Origin of the sequence: Mycobacterium sp. DL99 (assembly GCF_004762045.1) — a bacterium.
Classification (GTDB): Bacteria; Actinomycetota; Actinomycetes; order Mycobacteriales; family Mycobacteriaceae; genus Mycobacterium.
Genome location: NZ_SJOM01000007.1, coordinates 5,557,356 through 5,569,386, shown reverse-complemented (window position 1 = coordinate 5,569,386; position 12,031 = coordinate 5,557,356). Strand labels below are relative to the sequence as shown.

At 67.9% G+C, this 12,031-nt stretch carries 16 protein-coding genes; 13 read left to right on the top strand and 3 right to left on the bottom strand.

All coding sequences use genetic code 11. From position 1 onward, the window contains the following. Positions 1 to 29: 29 nt before the first annotated feature. Positions 30 to 563, bottom strand: a complete 534-nt coding sequence (locus EYZ64_RS27245) for an FAS1-like dehydratase domain-containing protein (protein ID WP_135458465.1) — start codon at positions 561 to 563, stop codon at positions 30 to 32. Positions 564 to 671: 108 nt separating this feature from the next. Next, the gene (locus EYZ64_RS27240; RefSeq protein ID WP_135458463.1) at positions 672 to 1,565 is read right to left on the bottom strand and encodes an HAD family hydrolase; all 894 of its coding nucleotides are present in this window, start codon (positions 1,563 to 1,565) and stop codon (positions 672 to 674) included. A gap of 38 nt (positions 1,566 to 1,603) precedes the next feature. On the opposite strand from EYZ64_RS27240, the gene EYZ64_RS27235 reads away from it, so the two are divergent. The 10 genes from EYZ64_RS27235 to EYZ64_RS27190 all read left to right on the top strand — a co-directional run bounded on the left by EYZ64_RS27235 (position 1,604) and on the right by EYZ64_RS27190 (position 9,315). Then, on the top strand, positions 1,604 to 1,888 hold the full coding sequence (locus EYZ64_RS27235; RefSeq protein ID WP_286175159.1) for a glutaredoxin family protein: 285 nt from the start codon (positions 1,604 to 1,606) through the stop codon (positions 1,886 to 1,888). 65 nt (positions 1,889 to 1,953) lie between these two features. Then, entirely contained in the window at positions 1,954 to 3,312 is a 1,359-nt protein-coding gene (locus tag EYZ64_RS27230) for a glutamyl-tRNA reductase (protein ID WP_135458461.1), read from the top strand. A gap of 3 nt (positions 3,313 to 3,315) precedes the next feature. Beyond that, on the top strand, positions 3,316 to 4,272 hold the full coding sequence (gene hemC, locus EYZ64_RS27225; RefSeq protein WP_135458458.1) for a hydroxymethylbilane synthase: 957 nt from the start codon (positions 3,316 to 3,318) through the stop codon (positions 4,270 to 4,272). Then, on the top strand, positions 4,269 to 5,960 hold the full coding sequence (locus EYZ64_RS27220; RefSeq protein WP_135458456.1) for a bifunctional uroporphyrinogen-III C-methyltransferase/uroporphyrinogen-III synthase: 1,692 nt from the start codon (positions 4,269 to 4,271) through the stop codon (positions 5,958 to 5,960). The genes hemC and EYZ64_RS27220 overlap by 4 nt, the downstream gene beginning before the upstream one ends. Positions 5,961 to 6,050: 90 nt before the next feature. Next, positions 6,051 to 7,031, top strand: coding sequence for a porphobilinogen synthase (hemB, locus tag EYZ64_RS27215; RefSeq protein WP_135458454.1), 981 nt, complete (start codon positions 6,051 to 6,053; stop codon positions 7,029 to 7,031). Continuing rightward, on the top strand, positions 7,028 to 7,462 hold the full coding sequence (locus EYZ64_RS27210; protein ID WP_135458452.1) for a hypothetical protein: 435 nt from the start codon (positions 7,028 to 7,030) through the stop codon (positions 7,460 to 7,462). The genes hemB and EYZ64_RS27210 overlap by 4 nt, the downstream gene beginning before the upstream one ends. Before the next feature lie 19 nt (positions 7,463 to 7,481). Continuing rightward, positions 7,482 to 7,847: a hypothetical protein gene (locus tag EYZ64_RS27205; RefSeq protein ID WP_135458450.1), complete on the top strand. Its 366-nt coding sequence runs from the start codon at positions 7,482 to 7,484 to the stop codon at positions 7,845 to 7,847. Next, the gene (gene mce1N, locus EYZ64_RS27200; protein ID WP_135458447.1) at positions 7,837 to 8,322 is read left to right on the top strand and encodes a transport-regulating membrane protein Mce1N; all 486 of its coding nucleotides are present in this window, start codon (positions 7,837 to 7,839) and stop codon (positions 8,320 to 8,322) included. Before EYZ64_RS27205 ends, mce1N begins: the two co-directional genes overlap by 11 nt. Then, on the top strand, positions 8,319 to 8,546 hold the full coding sequence (locus tag EYZ64_RS27195) for a hypothetical protein (RefSeq protein WP_135458446.1): 228 nt from the start codon (positions 8,319 to 8,321) through the stop codon (positions 8,544 to 8,546). The genes mce1N and EYZ64_RS27195 overlap by 4 nt, the downstream gene beginning before the upstream one ends. Before the next feature lie 4 nt (positions 8,547 to 8,550). Further along, a complete protein-coding gene (locus EYZ64_RS27190; protein WP_135458445.1) occupies positions 8,551 to 9,315 on the top strand; it encodes an APH(3'') family aminoglycoside O-phosphotransferase in 765 nt (254 codons plus the stop codon). A gap of 16 nt (positions 9,316 to 9,331) precedes the next feature. On the opposite strand, the gene EYZ64_RS27185 is transcribed toward EYZ64_RS27190, so the two are convergent. Continuing rightward, complete coding sequence (locus EYZ64_RS27185) at positions 9,332 to 10,180, bottom strand: alpha/beta hydrolase (RefSeq protein WP_135458443.1); 849 nt, start codon at positions 10,178 to 10,180, stop codon at positions 9,332 to 9,334. Positions 10,181 to 10,313: 133 nt separating this feature from the next. Between EYZ64_RS27185 and EYZ64_RS27180 the strand changes: the two genes are divergently transcribed. The 3 genes from EYZ64_RS27180 (at position 10,314) to EYZ64_RS27170 (ending at position 12,024) form a co-directional block, all read left to right on the top strand. Further along, positions 10,314 to 11,168 carry an oxygenase MpaB family protein gene (locus tag EYZ64_RS27180; protein ID WP_135458441.1) on the top strand — a complete coding sequence of 285 codons (855 nt, stop codon included), beginning with the start codon at positions 10,314 to 10,316 and terminating at the stop codon, positions 11,166 to 11,168. Continuing rightward, positions 11,155 to 11,769 carry a TetR/AcrR family transcriptional regulator gene (locus tag EYZ64_RS27175; RefSeq protein ID WP_135458439.1) on the top strand — a complete coding sequence of 205 codons (615 nt, stop codon included), beginning with the start codon at positions 11,155 to 11,157 and terminating at the stop codon, positions 11,767 to 11,769. The genes EYZ64_RS27180 and EYZ64_RS27175 overlap by 14 nt, the downstream gene beginning before the upstream one ends. Before the next feature lie 63 nt (positions 11,770 to 11,832). After that, complete coding sequence (locus EYZ64_RS27170; protein WP_135458437.1) at positions 11,833 to 12,024, top strand: hypothetical protein; 192 nt, start codon at positions 11,833 to 11,835, stop codon at positions 12,022 to 12,024. Positions 12,025 to 12,031 lie beyond the last annotated feature (7 nt).

Genomic DNA, 12,031 nt, shown 5'->3' with positions numbered 1-12,031 from the left:
AGTTTCATGTCTTCTCGCGGAAGGGAAAATCAGGCGCCGGACTTTTGCCCAGCAACCATCTTGGCGATCGCGGCATCGCGGGCCGCGGCGATCTGTGAACTGATCTCGTCGGCCTCGTCGATGGCCGCCTCGCCGAGCATGGTGACGATGCTGGTGGCAACCGGGTTGCCGTCGTCGTCGGAGACCTCGGCCCGGACCTCGGCGATCACGGTGCCGTGCGACTCGATGACCGAGTCCAGGTACGAGTCGAACCACAGCTTGTCGCCGACCAGGATCGGGCGGTGGAAGATCAGCTTCTGGTCGCGGTGCAGCACGCGCTCCAGGTTGATCGGGATGTCGAACTTGTCGAACAGCTCCAGCTGGACACGCCGGCCGGCCACCGCCAGGAACGTCACCGAGGCCACGACCGAGTCGTAGCCGTATTCCTTGGCAGCCTCGGCGTCATAGAGCGCCGGATGCTCGTCCTTGACCGCGCGGGCGAACTCGCGGACCTTCTCCCGGCCGACCTCGAAGTAGTCGGGGTACCGGTAGTGAGTCCCGATGATGTTTGCGGCGATGCTCATGTTCCCTGCGCTGTTCGGTATGCGGTGCGCGGTGCGCACAAACGTGCATGGCTGCGGGGGCCCGCTGGCGCGGCCCGCCGCGGCAGCTTATCAGCGCGGGACACCCGCTCAGCGAATGTCGTGGCGGCGGGACGCGGCGGCCGCCAGTGCGCCGCCCAGCGCCCCGAGGGCCAGTGCCGACGGCACGCCGATGCGCGCCGCCTTGCGTGCGGTGCGGAAATCGCGGATCTCCCAGCCCCGTTCCCTGGCCACATCGCGCAGGGCGGCGTCGGGGTTGATCGCCACCGCGGTACCGACCAGCGACAGCATCGGCACGTCGTTGAAGCTGTCCGAATAGGCCGTGCACCGGCGCAGGTTCAGCCCTTCTCGGATGGCCAGCGATCGCACCGCATGGGCCTTGCCGGTGCCGTGCAGGATGTCGCCGACCAGCCGGCCGGTGAACACCCCGTCGACCGACTCGGCCACCGTGCCCAGCGCGCCCGTCAGCCCCAGGCGCCGCGCGATCGTGGCGGCCAGCTCATAGGGGGTCGCGGTGACCAGCCACACCTGCTGACCGGCGTCCAGGTGCATCTGGGCCAGCGCCCGGGTTCCCGGCCAGATCTTGTCGGCGATGATCTCGTCGTAGATCTCCTCGCCGAGTTCGACGAGCTCGGCGGTGGAGCGACCCTCGATGAACGCCAGGGCCTTTTGCTTGCCCTCGGCGACGTCGTCGCTGTTCTCCTTGCCGGTGAACTGGAACTTGGCCTGCGCGTAGGCGATGCCGAGGATGTCGCGGTAGGTGAAGTACTTGCGGGCGGCCAGGCCGCGGGCAAAGTGCACCAGCGACGATCCGTGGACCAGGGTGTTGTCGACGTCGAAGAACGCCGCGGCCGTCAGATCGGGGGGCGGCGCCGGTGCCCCGGCGGGCTCGGTGTCGGACTCGAGCTCGGTGACAGCGAGTTCGGCGCCGGCCTCGGCGGCAAGCTCCTGTTCGAGCGCATCGGCACTACCGGATTCGGACACGAATTCACCCTAGGTCACCGGGCCGGGATACTGGCGGTGTGGAGCGCGAGCAGGCGGGTAGCGGCGGTCGAGCCACTGTGACGTTGCTGACCCGGGCCGGGTGCGGTATGTGCGAAAAGGCGGCCCGGCAGCTGGCCGCGTTGCGCGAGGAACTGGACTTCGACCTGGTGAACACCGACGTCGACGTGGCAGCCGCCGCCGGGGACACGACACTGCGGGCCCGGTACGGCGATCTGTTACCGGTGATTTTGCTGAACGGGACCGAACACAGTTACTGGGATGTCGACGAGCAGGCCCTTCGGGCCGACGTCCCCAGCAGATGACGCCGCCAGATGAAATTTGGTGGGCGGGCGGGAAACGATTACCTTGGTGACGTGGTGATGAAGCCGTGAGTGTGCTGCTATTCGGGGTTTCGCACCGCAGCGCGCCGGTGTCTGTTCTCGAGCAGTTGAGCACTGACGAGTCGGATCAGGCCAAGATCATCGACGAGGTCCTTCGATCCTCGTTGGTCACCGAGGCCATGGTCTTGTCGACCTGCAACCGCGTCGAGATTTATGCCGTGGTCGAGGCCTTCCACGGTGGCCTGTCGATCATCGGGCAGGTGCTGTCCGATCACTCCGGCATGTCGCTCAACGATCTCACCAAATACGCCTATGTGCGCTACGCCGAGGCCGCCGTCGAACATCTGTTCGCGGTGACCAGCGGCCTGGATTCGGCCGTCATCGGTGAAGCCCAGGTGCTGGGGCAGGTGCGTCGCGCCTATTCGTCGGCCGAAGAGCACCAGACCGTCGGGCGCACCCTCCATGAACTGGCTCAACGCGCCCTCAATGTCGGCAAGCGGGTGCACTCCGAGACCGGGATCGACGCCGCGGGCGCATCCGTGGTGTCGGTCGCCCTCGGCATGGCCGAGACCAAACTCACCGGCGGGCTCGCCGGGCGCACCGCAGCCGTGATCGGCGCGGGCTCGATGGGCGCGCTGGCCGGCGCGCACCTGGTGCGGGCCGGAATCGAGCGGGTCCACGTGGTGAACCGCTCGCTGCCGCGCGCTGAGCGCCTCGCCGCCAACCTCACCGAGCAGGGTGTGCAGGCGCAGGCCTTTTCTCTGGACGATCTGTCGGAGGCTCTGGCCGACGCCGATGTCGTGGTCAGCAGCACCGGGGCGGTACGTCCGGTGGTGTCGCTGGCCGACGTGCACCACGCCCTGGCGCAGCGAAATGCTGCCGCCGGCGGCGACCGGCAGTTGGTGATCTGCGACCTCGGCATGCCGCGTGACGTGGATCCGGCGGTGGCCGGGCTGCCCGGTGTCTGGGTGGTCGACATGGACCGGATCCAGCGGGAACCGTCGGCGCGTGCGGCGGCCACCGATGCCGACGCGGCCCGCACGATCGTCGCCACCGAGGTTGCCAACTACCTGGCCGGCCAGCGGATGGCCGAGGTCACCCCGACCGTCACCGCGCTGCGGCAGCGCGCCGCCGACGTGGTCGAGGCCGAGCTGCTGCGCCTGGACAACCGGCTGCCCGGGCTGGACGCGACGCACCGCGACGAGGTGGCCAAGACGGTCCGCCGCGTCGTCGACAAGCTTTTGCACGCACCCACGGTGCGGGTGAAACAACTCGCCAGCGCGCCTGGCGGGGACAGCTACGCAGAAGCCCTGCGTGAGCTGTTCGAACTCGATCCGCAGGCCGTCGAAGCTGTGGCGGCCAGCGAATTGCCCTTCATGACAACAGATCTCGATAAGTCTGAGTAGGTTTTGGTAAAAACGCGCGATACGGTAATCCGGATCGGCACCCGGGGTAGCCTGCTGGCGACCACGCAGGCCGGCACCATCAGGGACGCTATGCGGGCGGCCGGGCATGCCTGCGAGCTGGTGATCATCTCCACCGAGGGCGACCGCAACCAGGGCCCCATCGCCGACATCGGTGTCGGGGTCTTCACCGCGGCGCTCCGGGAGGCGATCCACGACGGCCGGGTGGACATGGCCGTGCACTCCTACAAAGATTTGCCCACCGCACGTGACGATCGGTTCGTGATCGCCGCCGTGCCGCGCCGTGAGGACCCCCGTGACGCGCTGGTGGCGCGTGACGGATTGGTGCTCGGCGAGTTGCCGGCGGGGTCCGTGATCGGCACATCGAGTGCGCGACGGGCCGCGCAGCTTAGAGCACTGGGTCTCGGTTTGGAAATCCGCCCCCTACGAGGCAACCTAGATACCAGGTTGAACAGGGTTACGAGCGGTGATCTCGACGCCATCGTGGTCGCCCGCGCGGGTCTTGCCCGTATCGGACGACTCGATGTAGTCACCGAGTCGCTCGAGCCGGTGCAGATGTTGCCAGCACCGGCTCAAGGTGCGCTCGCGGTGGAGTGCCGCTCCGGCGACACCGAGCTGATTTCGGTGCTGTCGGAGTTGGACGACGCCGATACGCGCGCCGCGGTCACCGCCGAACGGATCCTGCTCGCCGAACTGGAGGCGGGCTGTTCCGCACCGGTTGGCGCGATCGCAGAAGTGGTCGAGTCGATCGATGAGGACGGCAATGTCTTCGAGGAGCTGTCGTTGCGCGGCTGCGTAGCGACGCTGGACGGATCCGACGTGATTCGTGCGTCCGGTATCGGAACTCCCGATCGGGCCGCCGACTTGGGTGTCTCGGTGGCCGCGGAGCTTTTCGAGCTGGGTGCACGCGAGCTGTTGGTAGAGCGCGGGAGTGAAGAATGACCATGCGAGGTCGCAAGGCGAAGCCCGGCCGCATCACATTTGTGGGCTCAGGCCCGGGAGATCCGGGGCTGCTGACGGCACGGGCACAAACCGTGCTGGCGCACGCCGAGTTGGTGTTCACCGATCCTGACGTACCCGAAGCCGTGTTGGCGCTGATCGGCACCGAGCTGCCGCCGGCGTCCGGCCCGGCCCCGGCTGCGCCGGCCAAGGCCGACGCTGCCGCCGGTGACACGGCCGACGCCGATGCCGCCGGAACATCCGACGCTGCACAGGCCGCGGTCATCGCGGGTGGACCCGAGGTCCGTCCGGCGCTCGGCGACCCCGCCGAGGTGGCCAAGACGCTGGTCGCCGAGGCTCGCCACGGCTACGACGTGGTGCGCCTGGTCGCGGGTGACCCGCTGTCGGTCGACGCCGTCATCACCGAGATCGGTGCACTGGCCAAGTCCCATGTGAACTTCGAGATCGTCCCCGGGTTGCCCGCCACCAGTGCGGTGCCCACCTACGCGGGCCTGCCGCTCGGTTCGTCGCACACCGTGGCCGATGTCCGCGGCGACGTGGACTGGGCGGCGTTGGCCGCCGCTCCCGGGCCGCTGATCCTGCACGCGACCGCGTCGCACCTGCCGGATGCCGCACGCACCCTGATCGAGCAGGGGCTGGTCGACAGCACCCCGGCGGTGGTGACCGCGAGCGGCACCACCTGTCAGCAGCGGTCGGTGGAGACCACGCTCGGTGGGCTGCTCGACAAGGCCACGCTGGAGAAGCCGGCCGGAAGCGAGCTGGTCGGACCTCTGGTGGGGCCGCTGGTCGTCACCATCGGCAAGACCGTGGCCAACCGGGCCAAGCTGAACTGGTGGGAGAGCCGTGCCCTGTACGGCTGGACCGTGCTGGTGCCGCGCACCAAGGATCAGGCCGGCGAGATGAGCGACCGGCTCGTGGGCCACGGCGCCCTGCCGATCGAGGTCCCGACCATCGCCGTCGAGCCCCCGCGCAGCCCCGCGCAGATGGAGCGCGCGGTCAAGGGTCTGGTCGACGGTCGGTTCCAGTGGGTGGTGTTCACCTCGACCAACGCCGTGCGCGCGGTCTGGGAGAAGTTCAACGAATTCGGCCTGGACGCACGGGCGTTCTCGGGTGTGAAGATCGCGTGCGTCGGACAGGCCACCGCCGACAAGGTGCGGGCGTTCGGCATCAACCCCGAGCTGGTGCCGTCGGGGGAGCAGTCCTCGCTCGGCCTGCTCGATGAGTTCCCGCCGTTCGACGAGGTTTTCGATCCGGTGAACCGCGTGCTGCTGCCGCGTGCCGACATCGCCACCGAGACGCTGGCCGAGGGCCTGCGCGAACGCGGCTGGGAGATCGAGGACGTCACCGCCTACCGCACCGTGCGTGCGGCTCCGCCGCCGGCGCAGACCCGCGAGATGATCAAGACCGGCGGTTTCGACGCGGTCTGCTTCACCTCGAGCTCGACGGTGCGCAACCTGGTCGGTATCGCCGGCAAGCCGCATGCCCGGACCATCGTGGCCTGCATCGGACCCAAGACCGCTGAAACCGCAGCGGAATTCGGCCTGCGGGTGGATGTGCAGCCCGAGTCGGCCGCGGTGGGACCGCTGGTCGATGCGCTCGCCGAGCATGCTGCCCGTCTGCGGGCAGAGGGGGCGCTGCCCCCGCCGCGCAAGAAGAGCCGCCGCAGGTAAACACCCGCCGAAACGGTATTCCAGCAGGGCCGCTCTCGAACTCTTCCTTCTGGAATACAGTTTCGCGGAGAAGCGCAGAAGGAGCTTGCCATGGTTTACCCGAGGCATCGTCCACGTCGGCTGCGGTCCACGCCGGCGATGCGTCGGCTCGTGGCCCAAACCTCTTTGGAGCCGCGCCATCTGGTGCTGCCGATGTTCGTCGCCGACGGTATTGACGCACCGCGCCCGATCTCCTCGATGCCGGGCGTGGTGCAACACACCAGGGATTCGTTACGCCAGGCGGCCGCCGACGCGGTGGCCGCGGGTGTGGGCGGGCTGATGCTGTTCGGCGTGCCCCGCGACGAGGACAAGGATCCGACCGGTGCCGTGGGCATCGATCCCGAAGGCATCCTCAACGTGGCGCTGCGTGATCTGGCCAAGGACCTCGGCGACGCCACGGTGCTGATGGCCGACACCTGCCTCGATGAGTTCACCGACCACGGGCACTGCGGCGTGCTGGATGCCGCGGGCCGGGTAGACAACGACGCAACCAACCTGCGTTACGTGGAACTTGCCGTGGCGCAAGCGGAATCGGGTGCACATGTGCTCGGCCCCAGCGGCATGATGGACGGCCAGGTGGCCGCCATCCGTGACGGGCTGGATGCGGCCGGCCACACCGACGTCGCCATCCTGGCCTACGCGGCCAAGTTCGCCTCGGCGTTCTACGGCCCGTTCCGCGAAGCGGTGTCGTCCAGTCTGGTCGGGGATCGTCGTACCTACCAACAGGATGCGGGCAACATCCGGGAAGCCGTGCACGAGGTCGAGCTCGACATCGACGAGGGCGCCGACATGGTGATGGTCAAGCCCGCGATGAGCTACCTGGACGTGGTGCGCGCCGCTGCCGATATCTCGCCGGTACCCGTTGCGGCATATCAGATTTCGGGCGAGTACTCGATGATCTGTGCGGCCGCCGCCAATGGCTGGATCGATCTGGAGGCGGCGGCGCTGGAGTCGCTGATCGGGATCCGGCGGGCCGGCGCCGACATCGTGCTGACCTATTGGGCGGCCGATGTGGCCGGCTGGCTTGCGTGACGGAACAGGTGACCGAGCAGCAGCAGGGCCCGACCGGCCGTCCCGAGGACGTCGACACCGGTTTCTGGTTGTGGACCGCCGCCCTGGTGCTCATGGTGGTGGGGTATCTGATCGACGCGCTCACCGGATCCGGCAGTGGTGTGCAGCGGTCGATGACCATCGTCTTCTCGGTGATGTTCCTGATCGTGCTGTCCTCGATCGTGGTGGCATTCCTGCTGTTGATGCGCCAGGGATATCGCTGGGCCCGCACCCTGCTGACCAGCGGCGGGATCGTCTCGGTCCTGCACGCGATCAGCAGCCTGCTGACCGGCGAACGCCAAGATGCGGCCGCGGTGGGCTACGCCGTGACCGCGATCGTCGGATCGGTGCTGATCGCGGGTGGGCTGTACCTGCTGCACCGCAAGGACGCCGACGGTTTCTTCACCCACTGATTGGCTACGCTTCCCGACAATGTCCTCATTACCAGCGTCGCGCCGCGCGACCATCGTGTTCAGTTGCTGGCTCGTCGGCGCGGTGCTGTTGATCGCCGGGGGGATGCTCGCAGTCTCGGCAAGCCCACCCGGCGGTAACGCGATGTTGTACCGCGGGATCGGAGCGCTCGTCGCGCTCGCCGGACTCGGGATGGCTTTTCTGGCGGGCCGCAGCCGCTCCGATGATCCGCGCTACCGCCGCGCGGCGATCGCATTGTCGCTGGCTATCGTGGTCCTGGTGCTGTTGACCGGCCTCAACATTCTCGTGCTGGTCTCGCTGCTCCCGCTCATCGTGGGTACCGGGCTGAGCGTGCTGCCATTGCGGAGGGGTGACGATGGAGAGTGAACCGGTGAGCAAAGTTGCCTCCGAGGTGCTGTTCTACGAGCAGGGCGCCAGCTGGGCCTGGCTCCTGTTGGGGCCGTTCGCCGGTATCGGCATGGCGATTCTGCAGATGACCGGCGGATACGGCTACGACCTGTGGATTCCGATCCTGTTCCTGGTGCTGGTGTCGGGGTTCGTGGCCATCCAGATCAAGGCTGCGCGCATCCACACCTCGGTCGAGTTGACCGCCGACGCCCTGCGACAGGGCGCCGAGATCCTCAAGATCGACGAGATCGTGCTGATCTACCCCGAAGCCTCGGGCTCGGAGGCCCCGAAATGGCAGTCGGCCCGTGCCCTCGGGGAACTGTCCGGGATGCCACGGGGCCGCACCGGCATCGGGCTCAAGCTCACCGGCGCGCGTACCGCCCAGGCCTGGGCGCGCAAGCACCGGAAGCTGCGGGAAGCGCTGACGCCGCTGGTCGAGGAGCGCACATCGTGAAGCGCCGGGCCGTGCTGGAGTTCATCGTGGCCGCCGTTGCTGCGGTGGGCTGTGTGTTGAGCTGGATCGCTGCGACAACGACGATCGAGGTGGCGCCCGTGCTCGACGGTGAACCGGCCACCACCGCGGTCAGCTATTCGGCGCCACTGCTGGTGCTGGCACTGGTGCTCGCGGGTCTGGCGGGCGTGCTGACCGTGCTGGGCGTCGCCCGGTTGCGCCGCTGATCCCGTGACCGGCTGGCATCCCGTTTCGCGCGGTGAATCCGGTGCCGCTGTGTTCCGTAGTGCGGACGGTTCCAGATTCGCGAAGATGGTCGGCCCGGCGGCGGTGACCGAACTGGCTGCCGAGCGGGACCGGGTGTCGTGGGCGCACGATCACGGTGTGCCGGCACCGGCGGTGATCGACTGGGGCGCCACCGAGGACGGCGGTGCCTGCCTGGTCACCAGTGCCGTCGCCGGCGTCGGGGCCGATGGGCTCACGGAAGCGGAGCTTCGGTCGGTGTGGCCCGCCGTGGTGGAGGCAGTCCGCTCCTTGCACGGCATCGCCGTCGACGATTGTCCGTATCGTCGCGACCTCGACGACATGCTGTCGCGGGCCAGCTCCGTCGTCGCCGCGGGCGCGGTCAACCCTGAGTTTCTGCGCGACGAGGACCGGGACGTTCCGGCCGCCGAGTTGCTCATGCGCGTCGAACGCGAGGCCGACCTGCGTCGCCGCCAGGAGGCCGCCGATCTCGTGGTGTGCCACGGCGACCTGTGTCTGCCCAACATCCTGATCGACCCCGACCGGCTCACCGTCGAGGGATTCGTCGACTTCGGTCGCCTGGGTCTCGCCGACCGCCACGCTGATCTGGCGTTGCTGTCGGCGAACACAGCCGACACCTTTCCCGGCTTCGCCGAGGACGCCGCGGCAGGTCTGGCCGCGGGCTATCCGGCGGCGATAGATGAGGACCGGCTGCGGTTCTACCTCGCACTGGATCCGCTCACCTGGGGGTGAGAGCCCAAGGCGCGGTTCAGGAATCGAGCCAGGCCAGCTCATCGGACAGGTGCGCGCGCCAGAAGTCCTGATCGTGGCCGCCGGGGTAGAAGCCGACGGCTGGGGTCTTGGGCAGTTGGTTGACGAACATTCGGGTCGCGGCGTAAAACCCGTCCCCGGTGCCGCAGTCGATGCGTAGCGGGATCGACCCCAGCGCGGGCAGCAGCCTCAGCGCTGAGTTCTGCTGCCAGTCTTCGAGGCTGTCGAAGGCGTCGGGCGGCGCGCCCCAGTACGTCAGGTACAGCGCCGGGCTGATTGCGCAGACCGCCGCGGTGCGCGCGGCACCGAGTCTGGCACCCAACAGCATGGCGCCGTAGCCGCCCATCGACCAGCCCATGAAGGCCACTCGCGAGGTGTCGATGCCCTTGGTGGCCAGCATCGGGATCAGTTCGTTGAGCACCATCGCCCCGGAGTCCCCACCAGACGCTCGACGGCGCCAGAACGAGTTGCCGCCGTCCACACTGACCACGGCGAACGGCGGCCGGCCTGCCGCGGTCAGCTGGGCCAGCGCTTCCGGGATTCCCAGGTTCATCACACCGGCGGCATCGTTGTCCATCCCGTGCAGGGCGATCACCGGACGCAATGGGCCGTGCTGGCCCGGCGGGCGGGCGATGATCCAGTTGGTTTCGACACCGCCGCGGGCCGCGGAGGTGAACGACCCCGAATCGCGGGTCGGCAACGGGGCGCCCGCGGAGGCCGTTTGGTTGGGGCTCGGAGACGCTCGGGGCGTAGCCGGACCGAGCAGGCTGCCCAGTGTCATCAGTCCCGCGGCACCGGCACCGGTGACGCCTAGGCGCAGCGCGTCGCGGCGGGTCAGCGAGGTCACCTGCGCATCATTCCAACTATGGGTCTCAGCGCGGGCCACGGTCCGGCAACAGCGCGATAACGCCTCCCACCTCGTCGGTGACCCCGGTCACAGACCTGTTGGTACAAAGTGCGAAATCTGTAACACTGTGTCCATGACCGAATTGGCCGAGCAGCCTCAGCAGACCGACGCCCTGCCCCTGGGGCCGCAATCGCTGGTCTGGAAGTACTTCGGCGACAACCGGATGTACCTGATCGGGCCGCGGCCCGCCGTCCTGCAGAACATGCTGGCCGAGCTTGGCCAGGGGGTGCTGGACCATTCGGTGTTCTTCTCCGACACCGCCGCCCGCGTCAAGCGGTCGTTGCCTCCGATCTACATGACCGTCTACGGCACCGATGATGACAACCGTGGACAGCAGGTGCGCGACTACCACCGCGACATCAAGGGTGAGATGCCTGACGGCGCGCGCTATCACGCCCTGGACCCCGAGACGTATTTCTGGGCGCACGCCACCTTCGTCGAGCAGGTGCTGTATTTCGCCGATACCTTCGTCAAGCGGCTCAGCGACGCCGAGAAGGAACAGATCTACCTGGAGTCCAAGACCTGGTACCGCCGCTACGGCGTCAGCGACCGCGCGATGCCGGCCACCTACGCTGAGTTCGGGCAGTACTGGGACCGGATGATGAACGAGATCGTCGTCGCCCACAAGACTGCGCAGTACGGCATCGGGTACGTCACCAAGGGATTCCCGCGGCCCAAGGCGGTGTCGCCGCTGGCCTGGAAGCTGGCCGCGCCGGTGTTCAATCCGGTAGCCGCGTTCATTACGACCGGCGGTATGCCGCCACGTGCCCGTGACCTGCTGAACCTGCCGTGGAGTGAACGTCAGGAACGCAACTACCAGCGGTTCGCGGCGTTCTGGCGGTCCCGCCCGGTGAACTGGGTGTGGGACCATCTACCGATGAGCGTGCGCTACAACAAATTTGCGCAAAAGGGCTATGCCCAGGCCTGATTCGTCGCCCGCGGCGGTGGCTGATTCGGTGACTGGGATCCTGGACGCGGCGCTCGTCGAGTTCGAGCGGCACGGTCTACGCCGGGTCGCGCTCGACGACGTCGCGCGCCGGGCCGGGGTCAGCCGCACCACGATCTACCGCAGGTTCGCCAACCGCGACGAGCTGGTCGCGGCGGTGATCGAACGGGAGAACGTCGCGTTGTTCTCCGATATCGCCGACGAGTTGAAAAATGCTGGACCGCAATCGAATTACTACGTCGAGGCGTTCACGCTGTCGATCCTGAAGTTCCGTCGTCACCATGTGCTCAACCAGATGATCGCCGATGAACCGGCCCTGGTGATGGAGATGCTGCACACCCACTACGGCGCGGCGATCGAGCGGATGGCCGCGGCGCTCAAGGTGATCTTCCCGGCCGGGTTCGCCGAACGGATAGGGGAGCACACGGTCAACGACCTGGCCGACACCATCCTGCGTTACGCGGGGATGGTGCTCCTGCTGCCCAGCGTCGAACCTCTCGACACCCCCGAGGATCTCCGGGCCTTCGCCACCCGGCATTTCCTGCCCAGCCTGCCGGCCTCGCTTCGCACCGTCTCGGCCTGACCCGGTCCGGCGCCCCGGCGTGCCGAAGTGTTTGGCAGCTCACGCTTTCGGGCAGCCATAGGTATGAGCACCGAGAAGCCGCCCGTCACGGCCAAGCACCACAGAGAAGCCGAACGCGTCCTGAACTCCTATGACGACGAGCGCCCGACCGTCACGCTGCCAGGCAGTCATGGCACGGTATCCGGCACCGCCGTCAACGACTGGCTCGACGACGACGGCAACCCCATCTACGGTGAGGCGGACCGGGAGCAGTAACCGCGAA

Bases quoted from the DNA above. Each gene is read 5' to 3' on its own strand.
- hemB (WP_135458454.1), top strand. From the start codon at position 6,051: ATGGTTTACCCGAGGCATCGTCCACGTCGGCTGCGGTCCACGCCGGCG.
- EYZ64_RS27205 (WP_135458450.1), top strand. From the start codon at position 7,482: ATGTCCTCATTACCAGCGTCGCGCCGCGCGACCATCGTGTTCAGTTGC.
- EYZ64_RS27245 (WP_135458465.1), bottom strand. From the start codon at position 563: ATGAGCATCGCCGCAAACATCATCGGGACTCACTACCGGTACCCCGAC.
- mce1N (WP_135458447.1), top strand. From the start codon at position 7,837: ATGGAGAGTGAACCGGTGAGCAAAGTTGCCTCCGAGGTGCTGTTCTAC.
- EYZ64_RS27220 (WP_135458456.1), top strand. From the start codon at position 4,269: ATGACCATGCGAGGTCGCAAGGCGAAGCCCGGCCGCATCACATTTGTG.
- EYZ64_RS27175 (WP_135458439.1), top strand. From the start codon at position 11,155: ATGCCCAGGCCTGATTCGTCGCCCGCGGCGGTGGCTGATTCGGTGACT.
- EYZ64_RS27180 (WP_135458441.1), top strand. From the start codon at position 10,314: ATGACCGAATTGGCCGAGCAGCCTCAGCAGACCGACGCCCTGCCCCTG.
- EYZ64_RS27170 (WP_135458437.1), top strand. From the start codon at position 11,833: ATGAGCACCGAGAAGCCGCCCGTCACGGCCAAGCACCACAGAGAAGCC.